Origin of the sequence: Sorangium sp. So ce362 (assembly GCF_051519845.1) — a bacterium.
Taxonomy (GTDB): domain Bacteria; phylum Myxococcota_A; class Polyangia; order Polyangiales; family Polyangiaceae; genus Sorangium.
The window spans coordinates 11678661-11696261 of the sequence record NZ_CP150332.1 but is presented as its reverse complement, the minus strand read 5'-3'; the positions used below and the strand labels follow the sequence as shown (position 1 = coordinate 11696261).

The 17601-nt window shown below is 72.2% G+C and carries 14 protein-coding genes and 1 pseudogene; 4 read left to right on the top strand and 11 right to left on the bottom strand.

Going from position 1 to position 17601, the window contains the following annotated elements; translation table 11 throughout:
• Window positions 1-209 precede the first annotated feature (209 nt).
• On the top strand, window positions 210-1361 hold the full coding sequence (locus WMF17_RS44870) for a mannose-1-phosphate guanylyltransferase (protein WP_437647054.1): 1152 nt from the start codon (window positions 210-212) through the stop codon (window positions 1359-1361).
• Window positions 1362-1398: 37 nt separating this feature from the next.
• On the opposite strand, the gene rsmI is transcribed toward WMF17_RS44870, so the two are convergent.
• Together rsmI and WMF17_RS44860 are read right to left on the bottom strand one after the other, a co-directional pair.
• A complete protein-coding gene (gene rsmI / locus WMF17_RS44865; RefSeq protein WP_437599674.1) occupies window positions 1399-2277 on the bottom strand; it encodes a 16S rRNA (cytidine(1402)-2'-O)-methyltransferase in 879 nt (292 codons plus the stop codon).
• Window positions 2278-2280: 3 nt separating this feature from the next.
• Window positions 2281-3582: an RNA polymerase factor sigma-32 gene (locus WMF17_RS44860; RefSeq protein ID WP_437647052.1), complete on the bottom strand. Its 1302-nt coding sequence runs from the start codon at window positions 3580-3582 to the stop codon at window positions 2281-2283.
• Window positions 3583-3820: 238 nt separating this feature from the next.
• On the opposite strand from WMF17_RS44860, the gene WMF17_RS44855 reads away from it, so the two are divergent.
• The 3 genes from WMF17_RS44855 to miaA are packed head-to-tail and all read left to right on the top strand — an operon-like array spanning window position 3821 to window position 7373.
• On the top strand, window positions 3821-4408 hold the full coding sequence (locus WMF17_RS44855; RefSeq protein ID WP_437599672.1) for a hypothetical protein: 588 nt from the start codon (window positions 3821-3823) through the stop codon (window positions 4406-4408).
• Window positions 4405-6429 (top strand): DNA mismatch repair endonuclease MutL, encoded by a 2025-nt coding sequence (mutL, locus tag WMF17_RS44850; RefSeq protein WP_437647051.1) that lies wholly within the window; start codon window positions 4405-4407, stop codon window positions 6427-6429. Before WMF17_RS44855 ends, mutL begins: the two co-directional genes overlap by 4 nt.
• Window positions 6426-7373, top strand: a complete 948-nt coding sequence (gene miaA, locus WMF17_RS44845; protein WP_437647049.1) for a tRNA (adenosine(37)-N6)-dimethylallyltransferase MiaA — start codon at window positions 6426-6428, stop codon at window positions 7371-7373. The genes mutL and miaA overlap by 4 nt, the downstream gene beginning before the upstream one ends.
• Window positions 7374-7497: 124 nt before the next feature.
• On the opposite strand, the pseudogene WMF17_RS44840 reads toward miaA, so the two are convergent.
• The 9 genes and pseudogenes from WMF17_RS44840 to WMF17_RS44800 all read right to left on the bottom strand — a co-directional run.
• Window positions 7498-7764: pseudogene (locus WMF17_RS44840) on the bottom strand (phytanoyl-CoA dioxygenase family protein); the annotation flags it as partial.
• A 198-nt stretch (window positions 7765-7962) separates the two neighbouring features.
• The gene (locus WMF17_RS44835) at window positions 7963-8640 is read right to left on the bottom strand and encodes a hypothetical protein (RefSeq protein WP_437599668.1); all 678 of its coding nucleotides are present in this window, start codon (window positions 8638-8640) and stop codon (window positions 7963-7965) included.
• A gap of 553 nt (window positions 8641-9193) precedes the next feature.
• Window positions 9194-11572 carry a methyltransferase domain-containing protein gene (locus WMF17_RS44830; protein ID WP_437647047.1) on the bottom strand — a complete coding sequence of 793 codons (2379 nt, stop codon included), beginning with the start codon at window positions 11570-11572 and terminating at the stop codon, window positions 9194-9196.
• A gap of 121 nt (window positions 11573-11693) precedes the next feature.
• Window positions 11694-12983, bottom strand: a complete 1290-nt coding sequence (locus WMF17_RS44825) for a DUF1552 domain-containing protein (RefSeq protein ID WP_437647045.1) — start codon at window positions 12981-12983, stop codon at window positions 11694-11696.
• An 87-nt stretch (window positions 12984-13070) separates the two neighbouring features.
• The gene (locus WMF17_RS44820; RefSeq protein ID WP_437647043.1) at window positions 13071-14378 is read right to left on the bottom strand and encodes a DUF1552 domain-containing protein; all 1308 of its coding nucleotides are present in this window, start codon (window positions 14376-14378) and stop codon (window positions 13071-13073) included.
• A gap of 51 nt (window positions 14379-14429) precedes the next feature.
• Window positions 14430-16193 (bottom strand): DUF1592 domain-containing protein, encoded by a 1764-nt coding sequence (locus WMF17_RS44815; RefSeq protein WP_437647041.1) that lies wholly within the window; start codon window positions 16191-16193, stop codon window positions 14430-14432.
• A 296-nt stretch (window positions 16194-16489) separates the two neighbouring features.
• Entirely contained in the window at window positions 16490-16633 is a 144-nt protein-coding gene (locus WMF17_RS44810; RefSeq protein WP_437599663.1) for a hypothetical protein, read from the bottom strand.
• A 186-nt stretch (window positions 16634-16819) separates the two neighbouring features.
• Window positions 16820-17362, bottom strand: a complete 543-nt coding sequence (locus tag WMF17_RS44805) for an inorganic diphosphatase (RefSeq protein WP_437599662.1) — start codon at window positions 17360-17362, stop codon at window positions 16820-16822.
• On the bottom strand, window positions 17359-17589 hold the full coding sequence (locus WMF17_RS44800) for a hypothetical protein (RefSeq protein WP_437651469.1): 231 nt from the start codon (window positions 17587-17589) through the stop codon (window positions 17359-17361). Before WMF17_RS44800 ends, WMF17_RS44805 begins: the two co-directional genes overlap by 4 nt.
• Window positions 17590-17601: the final 12 nt, after the last annotated feature.

Below are 17601 nucleotides of genomic sequence, written 5' to 3'. Positions count from 1 at the left end.
GAGCGCCAGATCCACGGGTGGTATGTAGGTGAAAAGATGAAGCGCGGCAAGCCGGCAGACCCTGGAGGGGAAGCGCGCTGTGGGTCGTCTCGCTCGGCCTCGCGAGGGTGGCCTCCGCGCACGCGCTGCCGGCCCTGACCTGAGCGGCCCCCTGCCACCGCGCCGCGGCCCTGCGGTAAGCTTCGACGCGTGACCTCCGGCGTTCGCTCATGAGCTCGACCGCAGCCCCCGTCCATGTCCTGATCCTCGCCGGCGGCGCGGGCACGCGCTTCTGGCCGGCGTCGCGCGCGGCGCGCCCGAAGCAGCTCCTGCCGCTCGTCGGCGGCGAGCCGCTCATCACCGCGACGGCGCGCCGGGTGCTCCCGCTGTGCGCCGGCGGGGGGAGCGCCGGCTGGGAGCGCATCTGGATCGCGACCGGCCAGCACCTCGTGGCGCCCACGCGGGTCGCGCTGCCGGAGGTCCCCGAGCGGCGCCTGCTCGTCGAGCCGGCGCCGCGCAACACGGCGCCGTGCATCGGCTGGGCGGCGGCCACCATCGCGCGCGACGATCCCGAGGCGGTCGTGGTCGTGCTGCCGAGCGATCACCACATCGCCGACGTGCCGCGGTTCCTCGAGGTGCTGCAGGCCGCCGTCGCCTCGGCCCAGGGCGGCGCGATCACGACGATCGGCATCCGCCCGACCCACCCGGAGACGGGCTTCGGCTACATCGAAACGGAGGAGGCGGCCGGCGCGGGGAGCGCGGCGCCCCGCAGGGTGCTGCGCTTCGTCGAGAAGCCGAGCCGCGAGCGCGCCGCGGAGTTCGTGGCGAGCGGCCGCTTCCTCTGGAACGCGGGGATGTTCATCTTCCGCGCGGGCGACATGCGGGCCGCGATCCGCGCCCACCTGCCGGCGCTCGCCGAGGGGCTCGACGAGATCGACCGCGCCGCCGCGCTGGGCGCCGCGGCCGAGGCGGAGGCGGTCCTGCAGGTGTTCCCGCGCCTGCCGGCCGTCAGCATCGATCACGGCGTGATGGAGCACGTCGCCGGGCTCGCCGTTGTGCCCGGCGATTTCGGCTGGTGCGATCTGGGCAGCTGGCAGAGCGCCTGGGAGCTCGCCGAGAAGGACGAGCGAGGCAACAGCGCGCCCGCGGGGTCGGTGCTGATCGACGCGCAGGGCAACCACGTCGTGGATCTCCGCGGGCGCTTCGACGCGCGCGGCGCGCGCGCGGAGATCGACCGCCGGGTGATCGCGCTCGTCGGCGTGGAGGACCTCGTGGTGGTCGAGACCGACGACGCGCTGCTGATCGTGCCGCGCGATCGGGCGCAGGACGTCAAGCACGTGGTCGACGCCCTCAAGGCGCGCGGACAGGGCCGGCACACGTGACCGGCGTCCCCGGCGCCTCGGCGGCCGGATCCCTCGCCTACCCGCCCGGCTCTCCCCGCCGCGCCACCACCCGCGTGTAGAGCTCCCGCCGCGGTAGCCCGAGCTCCACCGACAGCTCCTCGGCGATGTGCTTCGCCCGCCTCCCCTGGGCGAGCTCCCGGTCGATGCGCGCGTCGAGCTCCTCGTCGCTCGGGCGCGCGCCCGCCGCGGCCGGCTCGGCGGGCGCGAGCACAAGCGTGATCTCGCCGAGCCACTCCCGCTCCATCGCCGCGAGCTCCTCCACGGTGCCGCCCAGGAGCTCCTCGTGCACCTTCGTCAGCTCGCGCGCGACGACCGCGCGACGACCGCGCATGCGCTCGGCCATCTCCGCGAGCGTCTCGCGGAAGCGCCGCGGCGACTCGAACAGCACGACCGCCTCCGGCGTCGACGTGACGAGGGCCAGCGCTTCGCGCCGCTCGCGCCCGCCGCGGGGCAGGAACCCGACGAAGCGGAAGCCCCCCGTCACGAGCCCCGACGCGCTCACCGCCGCCATCACCGCGCTCGGTCCGGGGATCGCCACGACGCGCGCCCCGGCCTCCCTCGCCGCGCGCACGAGCGCCGTCCCCGGATCGCTCACGACCGGCGTGCCGGCGTCGGTCATGAACGCGATCGACTCGCCCGCCGAGAGCCGCGCGGCCGCCCGCGCCGCGTCCGCCTCGGAGGCGTGCGCGTCGAACCGGTCGACCGGCTTGCCCGAGACGCCGAGGTGGCCGAGGAGCGCGCGAGCGCGCCGCGTGTCCTCCGCGAGGATCCGGTCCGCCCCGCGCAGCGTCTCGACCGCGCGCAGCGTGACGTCGCCGAGGTTGCCGATCGGCGTCGCGACCACGTAGAGGCACCCGTGGCCCGTCGCACCGCCCTGCTCGCTGCCGCTCGACAAGGCCTAGCCCGCTCCGACGGCGTCGCCGAGCTCCTCCTGGAGGTACGTCCGCAGCTTCGACTGGAGCCGCGCCTCGAGCTGGCGCACGCGCTCGCGCGAGATGCCGAACTCGTTGCCGAGCTCCTGGAGCGTGAGCGGGTCCTCCGCGGCCATGCGCTTGTCGAAGATGATCACGTCCTTGCCCTTGAGCGTCTCGCGGAACTTCGAGAGCCGATCGTGGACGAGCATGCCCATCTCCCTCGCCTCGAACGCGATGTCCGGGCTCGCCCCCGACGAGACGAGCAGCTCGACGCGCGGGATCGTCCGGCCCTCGAGATCGCCGACCGGGGCGTCGAGCGACGCCTCGCCGCTCGAGAGGCGGCGGTCCATGTCGACGACCTCCTTCTCCTCGACCGACAGGCGCTTCGCGATCTCCGCCGCCGTCGGCTCGATCCCCATCGCCGAGAGCCTCGCCTTCTCCTTGTTGAGGTTGAAGAAGAGCTTCCGCTGCGCCTGCGTCGTGCCGAGCTTCACCAGGCGCCAGTTGTTGAGGATGAAGCGCAGGATGTACGCGCGGATCCACCAGGCCGCGTACGAGGAGAGCTTGACGCCGCGGTACGGGTCGTAGCGCTTCACGGCCTGCATCAGGCCGATGTTGCCCTCCTGGATGAGGTCCATGATGTTCTTGTAGGCGCGCCGGTACTCGTACGCGAGCTTGACCACGAGCCGCAGGTTCGCCGTCACGAGCCGCGCGGCGGTCGCGACGTCCTGCGTCTTCGTGTACTTGACCGTCAGCTCCTTCTCCTCGTCCGGCGTGAGCAGCGGGTGGCGCTGCACCTCGCGCAGGTAGGCCTGCAGCGGGTCCGTGCGAGACAGCGCCGCGTCCCCGCCGCGGCCCTCGCCGGCCTTGGCCCGCGCGACGCGCGGGAGCTCGATGTCGTTCAGATCGACGTTCGCGTCGTCGACGACCTCGCCGACGACCTCGCCGACGACCTCGACGACGTCGCCCTCGTCGGCGTCGCCGGCCCTCGCGGCGCCGCTCTCGGGCGCGGCGTCGCCCTCGTCGTCGTCCTCCTCGCGCGCGCCGTCGTCGTCGCCGGCCGCGGGCTGCGCCTCGCCGCGCGCGTTCCCGGCGCCCTTCGCCGAGGAGCGCGCGCGGCGCTTGGCGGCGGGCCGGGGGGCCGCTTCCGCGTCCGTGTCGGCGCGGAGGCCCGCGTCTTCGTCCTCCGACCCGGGCGGGGCACCCGCCTTCGCCGTCCCCGCGGGCTGTGGCGCACCGGTCCCCTTCGTTCGCTTCGTTCGCGGCTCGCTCTTGCTCTTCGCCACCAGGACCTCGTCCTCGAAGTTCTAGTACAGCCCCGCCGCACCGCGCCACCTGCGCCGGCGCGCAGGCACCTCGCGCTCCGAGGCTACCCGCTCCGCGATCCGCGGGTAAGGCGTCAGTGAGAAGACCGCAGGAAGACCGCGCGCGAGATCGCAGAACGTGCTACACGGCAGCCTCCACGTGGACTCGCACCGACCACCGCGCCCGCGCTCGCTGCGCCCCTGGTACCTGGTCGCAGCCATGCTGCTTACCTGGCTCATCGGCGTGCGCGGGTTCATGGCCGGCTGCGGGACGGCCATGTACCTGCGCGACGGCATGGCCCCCGACGTCATGGCCGTGGCCGAGCAAGCGCGCGACCAGGGCGAGCCCTTCCAGTTCACGTACCTCGTGCTGGAGGCCGCCCAGGCGCGCGCCCTGAGCCTGCACCAGGACGTCTCCTTTCCGCTCAGCATCGGGAAGGTGCTCCTCGGGGGACTCCTGGTCATCGCGAGCGGGCTGGCGCTCGGCGGGCGGCCCGGCACACGCGGCTTCGTGCTCCAGGTCCTCTTCGCCAACCTGGCCTTCGCCGCGGTCGAGTACGCGCTCACCCGGGGCGTCCGCGGCGCCTGGATCGACATGGTGGCGCAGGCGGGGGCGCTCCTGCCGCCAGACGTCCCAGAGCGCGCGGGCCTCACGAACCCGGGCCTCTGGTGGACCGCCGAGCGGGTGCGCTTCGTGGTCTTCGAGCTGGCCATCCTCGGCTCCGCCGCGCTGGCGATGACGCGGGAGCGCACAAAGCTGTACTTCCAGGCGGTCGCCCGGACGGTCGACCCCAGCGACGAGCCATGAGCACCGCGGAGAGGATCGCCGGCGCGGATCCTCGCTCGAACCCCGCGACGCCCGAGGAGCGCAGGGTCGCCGTCCTGCCGGACGACCTCGCCAACCAGATCGCGGCGGGCGAGGTGGTCGAGCGGCCGGCGAGCGTGGTGAAGGAGCTCGTCGAGAACGCGCTCGACGCGGGCGCGCGCCGCATCCGCGTCGACATCGAGGGCGGCGGCGTCGGCCTGGTGCGCATCGCGGACGACGGGTCCGGGATGAGCCGCGAGGACGCCGCGCTCGCGGTGGTCCGCCACGCCACGAGCAAGATCGCCCGGCTCGACGACCTCCGCTGCATCCAGAGCTTCGGCTTCCGCGGCGAGGCGCTCCCGAGCATCGCCTCGGTGAGCCGCTTCTCGCTGCGCACGCGGCGCGACGGCGAGTCCGAGGGGACGGAGATCCGCATCGAGGGCGGCGGCGCGGCGCAGGTCGTCCCCTGCGGGTGCGCCGTCGGCAGCGTGGTCGAGGTGCGCGACCTCTTCTACAACGTCCCAGCGCGGCGCAAGTTCCTGCGCGCCGTCGGGACCGAGTCGGCGCACGTGACCGAGATCGCGCAGGCGGTCGCGCTCGGCGAGCCCGGCGTGACGCTGATCCTCTCGCGCGACGGGCGCGTCGCGCGGGAGTGGCTGCGCACCGCGAGTCGCGCGGAGCGGGTGCGCTCGATCCTCGCGGGCGAGGAGCTCGCGACGTGCGCGGGGCAGCGGGGGCCGCTGACGGTCGAGGCGTTCGTGTCGCGGCCGGAGCGCGCCCGCTCGGGCGCCGGCTGGCTCTGGATGTTCGTGAACGGCCGGCACGTGCGCGACAGATCGCTGGCGCGCTCGATCGCGCTCGCCTACGGCAGCGTGCTCGAGCCGGGCCGGTACCCCATCGGCGCGGTGTTCATCGATCTGCCGCCCGAGCTCGTCGACGTGAACGTCCACCCGCAGAAGGCCGAGGTCCGCTTCGCCGACGGCCGCGCCGTCGCCGACGCGCTCTACAAGATCGTCGCCGCGCAGGTGGCCGCGGCGTTCGGCCTGCCCGCGCCGCCCCCCGGCGGCTTCCAGGGCCGGAAGGGCAAGCTCTTCGAGGACGCGGCCCCGCCGCCTGCGGACGCCTGGGTCTGGTCGAGCAGCCCCGCCGCGGAGCCGATCGCGGCGGGCGCGCCGGGCGAGCGGCGCGAGCCGCCGGCCGACCCGTGGGGCCTCGGCGGCGATCTCGGCGGGGTCCCGCCGGCGCGCCCCCAGGCCGCGCCGTCCGGCGCGGGCGCGGCGGTGCAGCTCGAGGCGTGGGCCGACGTCGCGCTGGCCGAGCGGGGCGGCGGGGCGGGCGAGCCGCCGGGCGCGCCGGGCGAGCAGCCGGCGTCGGTGCCGGGCGCGCCGCCCGTCCCGTACCCGACCGGCAGCGGGCCCGTGCTCGCCGCGGCCGAGCGCGCCCTCGCCTGGAAATCGCTGCGGTTCCTCGCGCAGGTGCGCAACACCTACTTCGTGTGCGAGGGGCCGGACGGGATCTACTTCCTCGATCAGCACGCGGCGGCGGAGCGCGTGACGTTCCACCGGCTGCGGGCGGCGTACGACGGGCGCGACGTCGCGACGCAGAAGCTGCTCTTCCCGGTGATCGTCCCGGCGGCGCCCTCGGAGGTGTCGCTGATCGAGGAGGCGCAGGAGGCGATCGCGCGGCTCGGGCTCGACGTCCGCCCGGCGGGCGCGGCGCAGCTCGCGGTGCACGCGGTGCCGACGCTGCTCCGCCGCGCGGCGCCCGAGCGCCTCGTGCGCGATCTCGTGGACGAGCTGAGCCACTCGGGCGAGCGCGCCTTCTCCGGCGCGGTGGACCTCGCGCTGGCGACGATGGCCTGCCACGGCTCGCTGCGCGCGGGCGACCCGGTGGCGCCGGACGAGGCGCGCGCGCTGCTCACGGCGCTCGACGAGGTCGACTTCGCCGGCCACTGCCCGCACGGCCGGCCCATCGTGATGCGCGTCGGCTGGCCGGAGCTGGAGCACCGCGTGGGGCGGCGGTGATCGAGGCGGAGCACGAGCTCGCCCCGGAGGCGAGCGCGGCCGTCGCGCCGCCGTCGTGGGAGACGATCGCGCCGCCGTCGCCGGGCGAGCTGCTCGTCGTCGTCGGCCCGACGGCGAGCGGCAAGACCGAGCTCGCGATCCGGCTCGCGGAGCGCTTCGGCGGCGAGGTGGTGAGCGCCGACAGCGTGCAGATCTACCGGGAGTTCGACCTCGGCTCCGGCAAGCCGACGCCCGCCGAGCGGGCGCGCGCGCCGCACCACCTGATCGACGCGGCCGATCCGCTGGAGGCGATCGACGCCCAGCGCTTCGCGGAGCTCACGGAGGCGGCGCTCGGCGACATCCGCGGCCGGGGCCGGGTGCCCATCGTCTGCGGCGGCACGTTCCTCTGGGTGAAGGCGCTGGTCTTCGGCCTGTCGCCCGCGCCGCCCGCCGACCCCGAGGTGCGCGCGCGCCACCGCGCCGTCGCCGAGGCCGAGGGGCGCGCCGCGCTCCACGCGCGCCTCGCCGAGGTGGATCCGGCGAGCGCGGCGCGCCTCGCGCCGAACGATTTCGTGCGCGTGAGCCGGGCGCTGGAGATCTACGAGCGCTCGGGCCGGACGCAGAGCGCGTGGCACGCCGAGCACGGCTTCCGGGAGCGCCGGCACGCCGCGCGCCTGGTGGCGGTGCACAGGGATCGCGCCGAGCTCGACCGCCGCATCGCGGCCCGCGTCGCCGGGTGGCTGGAGCAGGGCTGGGTGGACGAGGTCCGCTCGCTCCTTTCGCGCGGCTACGGCGACGCGCGGGCGATGGGCTCGGTGGGCTACCGGCAGGTGCGCGAGCACCTGGAAGGGGGCCTGCCGGCCGCGGAGCTCGCGCCGGCCATCGTGCGCTCCACGCGCGTCTTCGTGCGGCGGCAGCGCACCTGGCTGAGGGATCAGGCGGTCGCGCACGTCACGCTCGCCTGATCCAATATTCTCAGTAATTACAATATCTTACGAAGCGAGAGAGGGGCGCATGGCAGCGCCTCCGAGCGGCGAGACGTCGCCGAGGAGCGGCCCCGCGGGCGGCCTTCGCGAGCGACGGCGCGCGTCAGTACGCGAAGGCCTGGTAGACCTCGGTCTCGTCGGGTCCGTCGAGCGACTCGACGATGGGGTTGAAGCGGAGCATGCGCTTCGCGCGCTCCGACAGGTGGGCGAGGCGCTCGCGGGGCACCCGGATCGAGACCTCCGGGCGGAAGAGCCAGCGGCGGCTGTAGCCGATGACCACCATGGGCCGCGGCTCGCGCGAGCGGTTCGGGGTCCCGCGGTGGAGGCCGCGAACGTCGCGGACCATGACGTCGCCGAGCTCCATGGAGACCGGGCGGCGCTAGTGAGTCGTCAAGCACAGCACTCGTTCACCGCCGATTCACCCCGACACCCTCTTTGCCGGAATCGTCGTCTTCGGAGGAGGAGATACCGCTCCAGGCGCCTGGACCACGCACGCGGGACGGACAGGCGATCTCATCCTGCGCGCCGCCGGGATGGCGCCGCGTCGGCGGCGCTGGATCCCTCGGTGTCAGCGCGACTGCCACCTGACCTCGCCGTCGCAGCGGGGGCAGCCCGCGCCGCGCGGCCGCGCCTCCTGCGCGAACGCGACACGGCCGCACCCCGCGCACACGGTCATGTGGCTCCGGTAGAGCTCCGCGTCCGAGAGGATCTCGGCGGCGAGCAGGCTGAGCACGATGTCGCTCAGGAGGTCGCTCTCGCGCGGCGCCGGGAGCCAGCCCGAGCGGTCGCCGACAACGCTCCACCGCACGCGCGCGCTGTACAGCGCCGCGCGGAGGAACCCGCGCTCGGGGTTCGGCGCCACGAAATCGAGCAGCGCGAGCGCCACGCGCCGGCGCGCGCACCCGGTGAGCACGGCGACCTCGCGGTGCCGCTCGTCGAGCTCGCAGAGCTCCACGGTCTCCGCGCCCGGCTCGCGCAGCGCGCGCGGGGCTCTCATCCAGCCGGGAGCGACGACATGCTCGTGCAGCCACGCCGCGAGCTCGTGGGGCTCCCACGGGCGGGTGGTGCCCTGCATGAAGCTGAGCGCGCCGGCCAGGCTGGGGCTCGCGAGCAGGCGCGCGCGCAGCGCGACGAACGAGCTGGCCCGACCGCCGTCGGCCCGGGCGTCCTGCCCGAGCGCCTCGCCGCGGACGGAGCGGCTCGTGGGCAAGAGGCCAGCCATCGCGATCTTCAGGGAATTGCTCATAAGGTCCATGGGGTTTCCGTCCCGCTGTGCGCTGCGGGGGCGACCAATCGCCGGCAATGTGCGGCGCTGTAAGCGCGCGGCGTGCCAGCCTTTCGATGCGTCAGCACCCCGGCGCATCGCGCGAAAGCGCGCTGAATGCGCGCGAGAGGGGCGCGATGCGACGAATGGCGACGAATGCCGCTGATGTCTCGGGACCGCCGCCCATCGCACGCGATTGCTGTGTCCGGGCATCAGGCAGCTCGAACGCAATCCACCTCTGCGCTCGGAGGGCGTCCTGTGCTCATCCTTGGCGCCGTGAGAGGGTCCGTTTCGCGCACCGGCGCGGAAGGCAGAGTTTCGTCCGCCCGTGACAATCCGAGATCGCTCCCGGCCGTTCCCCGGAGGCATCATGAGGGAGACACCCGGCGCGCGCCGGGCGGCGAAGCATCGATGTTCGTGGAGACGCTGGCGGATGGGGCGACCAGGGGAGGAGCCCGCGGGACGATCTGTGCCGTGTTGTCCGAGGTGGCCTATCGGACCGACACGACGGCGCGTGGCCTGCGCCGGCGCCGCGTCACCGCGGGCGCGGCGGCGAGATCGCCGCGCCGAGCGCGTGGGCGGCGCGCAGGGCCACGACCCGGAGGTGACCGTCGGGCAGGTGCTCCCGCCCCGCGACCAGCTCGGTCAGCGGCACCCAGTACAGCCGCCGATCCGGGACGGGCGCCGGCGCGACCCGGGGCGCTGCGGCGGCCGGGGCAGCCGGCGCCTCCGCGGCCACCGCGGTGACCACGAAGGCGAGCGGCTGCACAAGCTCCGGCGTCAGCCCTGGCGAGGGGCGGTAGGCACCTCCGAGCTCGACGGCCTCCCCCGCCTCGACGCCGTACTCGACCCGGAGCCTTGTCCGCACGAAGGCCTCGGCGTCCGCGAGGGTGCGCGCGCTCCGCGGCAGCCGCCACGCCGGCGCGACAAGGAGCTCGCTGCTGCCCGAGAAGCTCTGGGCGGCGGGCAGGTCATGGTCGTCGACGCCGAGCAGCACCTCTCCCGACGGCGCGCGCGCGAGCAGCGTGGTCGAGACGGTCAGCGCGCCGAGCGGCCGCGGCACCACGTACTCGAGCTCGCGCGCGGCCACCACGGCGCCGCCCTCGGCCAGCTCCTCGAAGCGCGCGCGCCGCACCTCGAGGAACCCGGTGCTGGCGCTCGGGTCCACCCGCGAGAACCGCCGGCGGCTCGGGCGCTCGAGCAGGGCGCGCAGCGACGTCGGCCGCACGACGGCCACCGCGCCGCCGTCCCCGCCGACGCCCGCGTCGGCAGCGCCTGCCGCGCCCCCTCCGGGCGGATCGGCGCGCCCCTCGGGGAGCGCGATGTCGTCGCCGATCCACGGCCCGAACGGCAATCCGAAGCGCGCCAGCAGGTCGTAGACGTTCAGCTCGAGCCGCGCGTCGGGCAGGCCTCCGACCTGCGCGGCGCGCAGCAGCTGGCGCGCCTCGATGGCGCGGATGCGGCCCGAGGTGGCGAACCCGGAGACGTCCTCCGAGGGCGCGTTCACGAACGTGGGCTCGACCTCCACAAGCATCGAGCGCACCTCCTCGAGGATGCCGCCCGGCGACGGGTAGTACGTCGTGCCCGGGATCATCCGCTGGATCGCCGCCGCCCGCACGCCGGCCGCCCGCTCCAGCGCGCGCTCGACCGTGTGCCCGACCGGGAACTCGCTCTGCACCACCGCGATCGGCTCGGCCAGGTAGTCGGCCGGACCGCTGCCGTCGAGGGGAGGCGTCTCCTCGCGGCAGGCGTGCGCGATCGGCCGCGGGTAGCTCGTCCTCGCCAGCACGTACGCCGTCTCGCCGGCGAAGAAGAACGGCAAGATGTCGAGCGTGGGGTGGGGCCGCGCCGCCAGATCGAACACCCATCCGGTGGCGCGATCCTGGTGATGCTCGATCCGCAGGAACCGCGGAGGGCCCTCCGCCGGCCGGAGCCCGAACGCGACCCCCTGACCGGCCTTCACCTTCTCGCCGACGATCAGGTAGTTCGTGGGCGGACAAGGCAGCCGCGCGCCCGCGGCGTCCCGGAGCTCGAAGCGGCCGGCGAACCGGTTGCGCACGATCCAGGGGTTGCGCAGCGGCGTGGACGACAGCACGCGCAGGCCGAGGCGGGCGAAGAGCGCCTCGAACTGCGCTTGCGAGAAGTAGGTGTACTCCTCCTTGACCTCGGCTTCCCAGTCGGCGCGGTAATCCTTCCGCAACAGGAACTCGACAGCATGCTTGTGGGTGAGCCGATACCGGCGCCACCCGGGGCGCGGCGCGGGGAGCGCGCCAGACGGCGCCGGCGCCACGCGCGCCAGCGGGAACCCCGGCTCCGGCGACAGCGAGCGAAACTCGCCGGCGAACCGGTCGAGGAGCGCCGCGGTCGAGGCGCTGCGGGGGTCGGGGCCGTCGTCGCCGTCGTCGGCGGGCACGTCGAGCAGCACCGGCTCCGGCCCCGGGTCGACGAAGTCCCGCACCACCAGCACCCCGCCCGGCGCGAGCTGCTCCACCTGCGCCGCCAGCGCGTCGGCGGCGTTCGCGTGGCGGTAGCCGCCATACGAGGTCACGTGGTGCAGCACCGACGAGTCGAAGATCCCGTCGAGGCTCTCGGGCGGGAAGACCGCCGTGGCGATGTCGCCCAGCTGGAAGCTGAGGTTCGGGTGCCGATGAGCGCGGCGCGCGAGCTCGATGACCGCGGGATCGATGTCGACGCCGATCACCTCGAGGCGCGGGTAGAGCTGGGCCAGCGCGGCGCTGCCCTGCCCCGAGCCCATCCCCATGTCGGCGACGCGGCCCTCGCACAGGAGGTGCGCGGCCGTGAGCGCGACCTTCTGGCGCATGGACGCGTCCATCGCGGCCAGGTACCGCGCGTACGCGGACAGGTCGTCTCGCCGTTGCTCCGCCTCGTACCCCGCCGGCGCGCTCGTCGTCATGACGACCAGTGTACGCCGGTCGAGGGACACGGATCGACGACGGTCGCCCCGGCGCGGGCAGCGCCGGCGCGGTCATGGGACCGGCGAAGGCCGCTCCGGGGGGAGCCGCGCGCCGGCCGCCTCAGCTCGCGGCCAGGCCCGGGAGCGGCGACTTGGCCTGGAGGTTCGGATCGCCGAAGCCGCTGAAGCTCGTGACGCCCATCGCGTCGCACAGGCTGAGCAGCACGCGCTCGTGCCGCTCGTTGCTCCTGAGGTAACGGCCGCCGGGGCTCGTCTTCAGATAGCCGCCCTCGCCGCTCGCCAGGACGAACTTCATCTCGTTCATGTTGTGGTTCGGCGAGTCGCCCATGTCGCGGCACCAGGCGATCAGCGTGTTGTCGAAGAGCGTCCCGGAGCCGTCGGCCTCGGGGATCGCCTTCAGCTTCGTGATGAGGTCGACGAACCGCTGCGCCAGCCACTTCTCCAGCTTGATCAGGTCGAGGTGCGCAGGGGCGCCGGTGTGGATCATGGTGCCGTGCTCCTCGCCTCGCAGCCCGATGTCCGGGAGCTCGACGGTCATGGCCTGATCCGAGCCCCACTGGATCGCGGCGACCCGCGTGATGTCGCACGCGAACGCGCCGACGATGAGATCCATGTGCAAGAGGTTGGCCGCCAGCGGGTCGCTCGGATCGCCGGCGGGCGTCGCCGGCGCGCCGCAGGCGCCGCCTTCGCCGGAGGGCGCGCTGGACAGCCGCTCCTCGAGCTGCCGGATCGAGTCGAGGTGCAGATCCAGCTTGTACTTCTGCTCCGAGCCCAGGTTCCCCTTGAGCGTCGCGATCTCGCTCTTGAGGTTGTCGAGCACGCTCCGGCGACGGCGCAGCAGGTCGTCCGCGGTGGTGTTCGACGGGATCGCCGAGCCGAACAGGGTGGTGTAGGCGGACTTGGGGGAAGCGATCGTCGGCAGGTTGTCCTTGCGATAATACGGCGACCTCCCGTTGTTCACCGTGCTCTCGGCCCCGAGCAGGAGCGAGGGGATGAGCGTCTTCGTCCCGCCGGCGACGAGCTTGTCCGCGATGAACTGATCGACGGAGATCAGCTTGGCGGGGTCGCTGAAGCCGAGCCCGGTGAGGCCATCGGGGGCGCCGTGGTTGTTCCCGGGATTCCCGCTGGGGAGGCCGTCCACGAGCACGACGTGCTGCTTCACGTCCGCGAGCGGCGACGTGGACTCGCTGAACGTGGGCGTCTCGCCGGAGACGCTCGCGGGCTTCCAGATCTGGGGCGCCGTGCCCATCGTGCAGAACAGGAGGAGGCGCTTCGGCTTCTTCCCGGGCGCCGCCTGGGCGATGGAGTCGAGGAACGGCGTGAACAGGAAGCTGGCCCCTGCGCTGGCCCCGAGGCCTTTAAGAAAAGCTCTACGATGATGGCTGCGCATGAAAGACCCTTTCACTCGCCCGGAGCTCGCCGCGACAGGCGCGTGGGGGCGCGCCTGTCGCGGCGGAGGGCCTTGCGCCCCCTGTTCTCAGGTAGCCGCCAGGCCCGGGAGCGGCGATTTGGCCGACAGGGCCGGATCGCCGAAGCCGGCGTAGTCCGTGACGCCCATCGCGTCGCACAGGCTGAGCAGCACGCGCTCGTGCCGCTCCTTGCTCTGGATGAACCGGCCGCCGGGGCTCGTCTTCAGGTAGCCGCCGTTGCCGCTCGCCAGGACGAACTTCATCTCGTTCTGCGTGTGCGCCGGCGCGTCGCCCATGTCGCGGCACCAGGCGACGAGCGTGTTGTCGAGGAGCGAGCCGGAGCCGTCGGCCTCGGGCAGCTCCTTCAGCTTCTTGATGACGCCGACGAACTGCTCGTGCAGCCACTTCTCGAGCTTGATCAGCTTCACGTGCCCGGGGTCGTTGCCGTGGATCAGGCCGTTGTGCTCCTCGTCGGCCAGGCCGATCTCCGGCAGATTCACGTTCATCATCTGATCCGAGCCCCACTGGATCGCCGCGATCCGCGTGATGTCGCACGCGAAGGAGCCGACGATGATGTCCAGATGAAGCTGGTTGGCCTTCATCGCGTTGCTCATATCGCCGGAGGGCGCTGTCGGGACGGAGCAGCCGCCGCCCCCAGGTCCCCCTCCGCCGGGGATCGCGGTCGAGAGCCGCTGCTCGATCTGGCGGAGCGACTCGAGGTGCAGATCCAGCTTGTACTTCTGCTCCGAGCCCAGGTTCCCCTTGAGGGTCGTGATCTCGCCCTTGAGGTTGTCGAGGATGCTCTTGCGCCGGCGCAGCCGATCCTCGGCGGAGGTGTCGTTGGGGATCGGGGTCGTCGGCCCCACCCCCGAGAACACGGTCGAGTAGGCGGACATCGGGGAGCCGATGGGCACCAGGTTGTTGTTCTTGTAGAACCCCGTCTTGCCGCCGCTCGTGTCGGCGCCGAGCAGGAGCGAGGGGAAGGGCGTCGCCGGCTTCAGCTTCTCCAGGATGAACTGGTCGACCGAGATCAGCCCGTAGGGGCCGCTGCTGTAGTAGCCCATCCCCGTGATGCCGTCGGCGGACCCGTGGTTGTTGCCGGGGCTCGCGCTGGGGAGGCCATCGAGCATCACGATGTGCTCCTTCACCTGCTCGAGCGGCGAGGTGGCCTCGCTGAACGTGGGGGTCTCCCCGGAGACGCTCTTCGGCTTCCAGACCTCGGGAGCCGTCCCCATGGTGAAGAAGATCAGGAGCCGCTTCGGCTTCTTCCCGGGAGCCGCGTTGGCGATGGAGTCATAGAACGGCGAGAACAGGAGGCTGGCCCCCAGGCTGGCACCGACACCCTTGATAAAGTTCCTACGGCTGTGGCTGCGCATGACCGATCCTTTCGCTGACTACCGATCTCTTCGTTGTTTGCAGCCGTGGGGTCACGGACCTTGGACTCTGCGGGTGAAGTGCGGCGCGCGCGTCAGCGCGAGCCACACGCTCTTTATGCGGTACTCGTCGACCGCCGCCTCTTGCTGGACCTTCTCGTACGTGCAGCCGTCCTGCTGCCAGGTGCCGCCGAACGCGTAGTACGACCAGTAACGGACCATGCACGCCTTGACGTCCTCGCTCGCCGCGAGGTAGTCGGCCAGCTCGGTCGCGCCGCTGAAATTGAAGTCCGACCCGGAGGGCGGCTCGATGATCGTGCCGGTCACGTCGAGGGGGAGCCCGTTCTCGTCGTTCCGCCACCGACCGAACGTGTCGTAGTGCTCGAAGCCGACACCGATGTTGTCCATGTACTTGTGGCAGCCGTTGCAGGTACCGGCGGTGTGATTCGCGAGCGTCTCACGCGTGGTCGCCGGGGTCTCCAGGGGCTTGACGTTCGGATCGACGCCGGGCGGCGGGGGCTCGAGCGGCTGGCAGAGGAGACGGGTGCGGACCATCTTGCCGCGCTGGGTGGGCGAGGACAGCTTCGCGCCGCCGTGCCCGGTCAGGAAGCTGCCGTGGGCCAGGATGCCCCGATCGCGCTGCCCGGGGGGGATCTGCACCCGGGTCAGCTCGGTGCCGCCGGCCCCGCCAAGGCCGTAGTGCGCCGCCAGGTCGCTGTTGATGTACGTGTAGTCCGCCTGCAGCAGGCTGGAGAACGTGCCGTTCTGCGTGAACGCGGCGTCCAGGATGAGCGCCTGCGTCTCGGACATCATGTCCTTGCGCAGCGCGTCCGGGAGCTGGAAGACCGTGTTGTCCTTCACGCTGGTGACCAGGCGGTTGAGCTGGAGCCAGCCGCGCATGAACCGCATCATCTCCGCCTCGGCGAGCGGCCTGGTCGCCGGGTCCTCCAGGATGCGCAGCGCGTGCTGGGAGATCTGCTCGCTGGTCAGCGTGGTGCCCTGGGCGGCGGCCGCGTCGGCGGCCTGCAGCAGCGCTTCGTCCGGCATGGTCCCGGTCAGCAGGTACGAGAGGTTGTTCGCGATCTCGTGCGGGGTGAGCTCGTAGACGCCCGCGCCGCCGGCATCGGTCCCGATCTCGTGGCGGTACAGGAAGAACGGCGACTGCAGCATGGCGCTCACGACCACCTTGGCGCCGTCTTCGAACGTCTTCTCCGGCGCGAACAGGGCGTCGTAGGACGCGACGCGGTCGTCCGAGAGCTTCTCGCGGAACGCGCGGCGGCCGAAGTCACGGATGAACTCGCCCCGGCAGGCGGCGTCCGTCGCCCTGCAGGTGACCGAGGTGATGCTGTTGAGCTTGCTCGTCACCGCCCACTCGGCGGTGGCCTCGGCCCAGTCCATGATCTGCTGGGCCGTCAGGTCACGGATCACCAGCGCGTTCGCGTCGGCCGTGAACCCGAGCACCTGCGGATCGTTGAAGATGCTCGGGAGGGCGACGCTCGGATCCTTGAAGAGATCGCGGACGGTGGCCTCGAACTGGTCCACCGTCAGGCGACGCACCACGCGCGGGCCGGGGGTGCCGAGGTCCTCGACCATGCAGGCCGACACCTTGGGGATGTCGTGCGGCTGCGGCGGCGGATCGTCGGTCGGCAGCGGGTTGGTGGGATCGGGCTTGTTCTCCTCCTCCCCCTCCTCGGCGGCCGTGCCGTCAACATCGCCCAGATTGCCCAAGCAACCGAGCGGGCCGGCGAGGAGGAGCGCGACCGCGGAATAGCGGCGACACGCCCTCGCCGAAACCAAGCTGTTAAGCGTGCTCATCATTGCTTGAGAAAAGCTGATGTCTCTCATGTTGTCAAGCCCCGATCAAGCGGTGTCGCCTCGATAACTCGCGTGATTTCTCACGCGCCCTGACGCAACTCGTCATTCTTTATCGAATCTGTTCCCGGCTCTGTTCCCGGCTCTGTTCCCGGCTCTGTTCCCGGCTCTGTTCCCGGCTTGTTCCCGGCTCTGTTCCCGAATCTTTATCGGATCTCTCAGCGCTTCTGCCTGGTTCCGCTGGCGGACCGAGCTGGCTCTCCAGGGGTAGAGTCGTGTTCGACGCTTTGCGTCGAGCCAATTCACGATGCCATCCGCCACGCGAACGAGCTCGGCCCGCCCTCGATGTCGAAGCCGGACCGGGGCCGCTGGATCGCCAGGCGCGCTTCGACCTCGGGGCTCGCGCCGAGCTGCTCATTTCCCGTGAGTGTCGAAAAGCGATCCACGGAGAAATACTAAGCAACCCGTGTGCCGCTCCGTCTCTCAGGAGCTACCCATGGGTCCTGGGCCAGTTTATGGATTTTTTCGGAGATTTCGCGTGGGTGGACGCCAAAAAGTCCAGGAAGCGTGATCCACCCCGGCAGCGATCCATCCGTGCTCTTCTGTGACCGGGCCCCCCAACCCCGGCCACGTCAGCCCTTGGACCAGGCGCTGATCGAGCGATAGCTGGCGACGGACTCCTCGATGACCTCCAGGGCCCGCTTCCTGTCGTACATCGTGTCGACCTCGGCGAGCTTGTTCTCGAGCGTCTTGTAGTCGATGAAGAACCGCATGAGCTCCTTTGTCACGTGCGGGGGCAGCTCCTCGTGGGTCAGGTAATGGGCCACGGAGGGGTCGTCGACGGCGACCGCGATGATCTTGTCGTCGACGCCCTTGTCGTCGCGCATGAAGAAGCCGCCGATGGCGCGCGCCCGCACGATCGTGAGCGGCACGACCGGCTCCTGCATGAGGACGAGGACGTCGAGCGGGTCGCCGTCGCCCGCGTGCGTCTGGGGGATGAAGCCGTAGCTGGCGGGATAGTGCACAGACGAGTAGAGCACGCGGTCGAGCATCAAGAGCCCGGTCTTCTTGTCGAGCTCATACTTGCACTTCGATCCCTTCGGGATCTCGATCACCACGGGAAAGAAATCGTGCCGGCTGTCAGGAAGCACGATGTCGTGAAGCGGATGTGTCATTGAGGCGTCCTGGGCTTTCGCCCCGCCCTGGAGGCGGGCGGGGGGTACGCAGGATAGCAGAATTCAAGGCAAATTGGCGCTCGGCGTGTCGCTTGCCACGCACCTGGCGGCCGAGCGGACCCGGCCGGGCGGACGCGGCCATGCCAGCTCGGCCTGGTCCATGGCGGCTTGACGTCGAGCCCCGCGGGCGGCGGCGGCAGCGGCTGGCAAAGGAGCTGTTCGCGCACGAACTTGCCGCG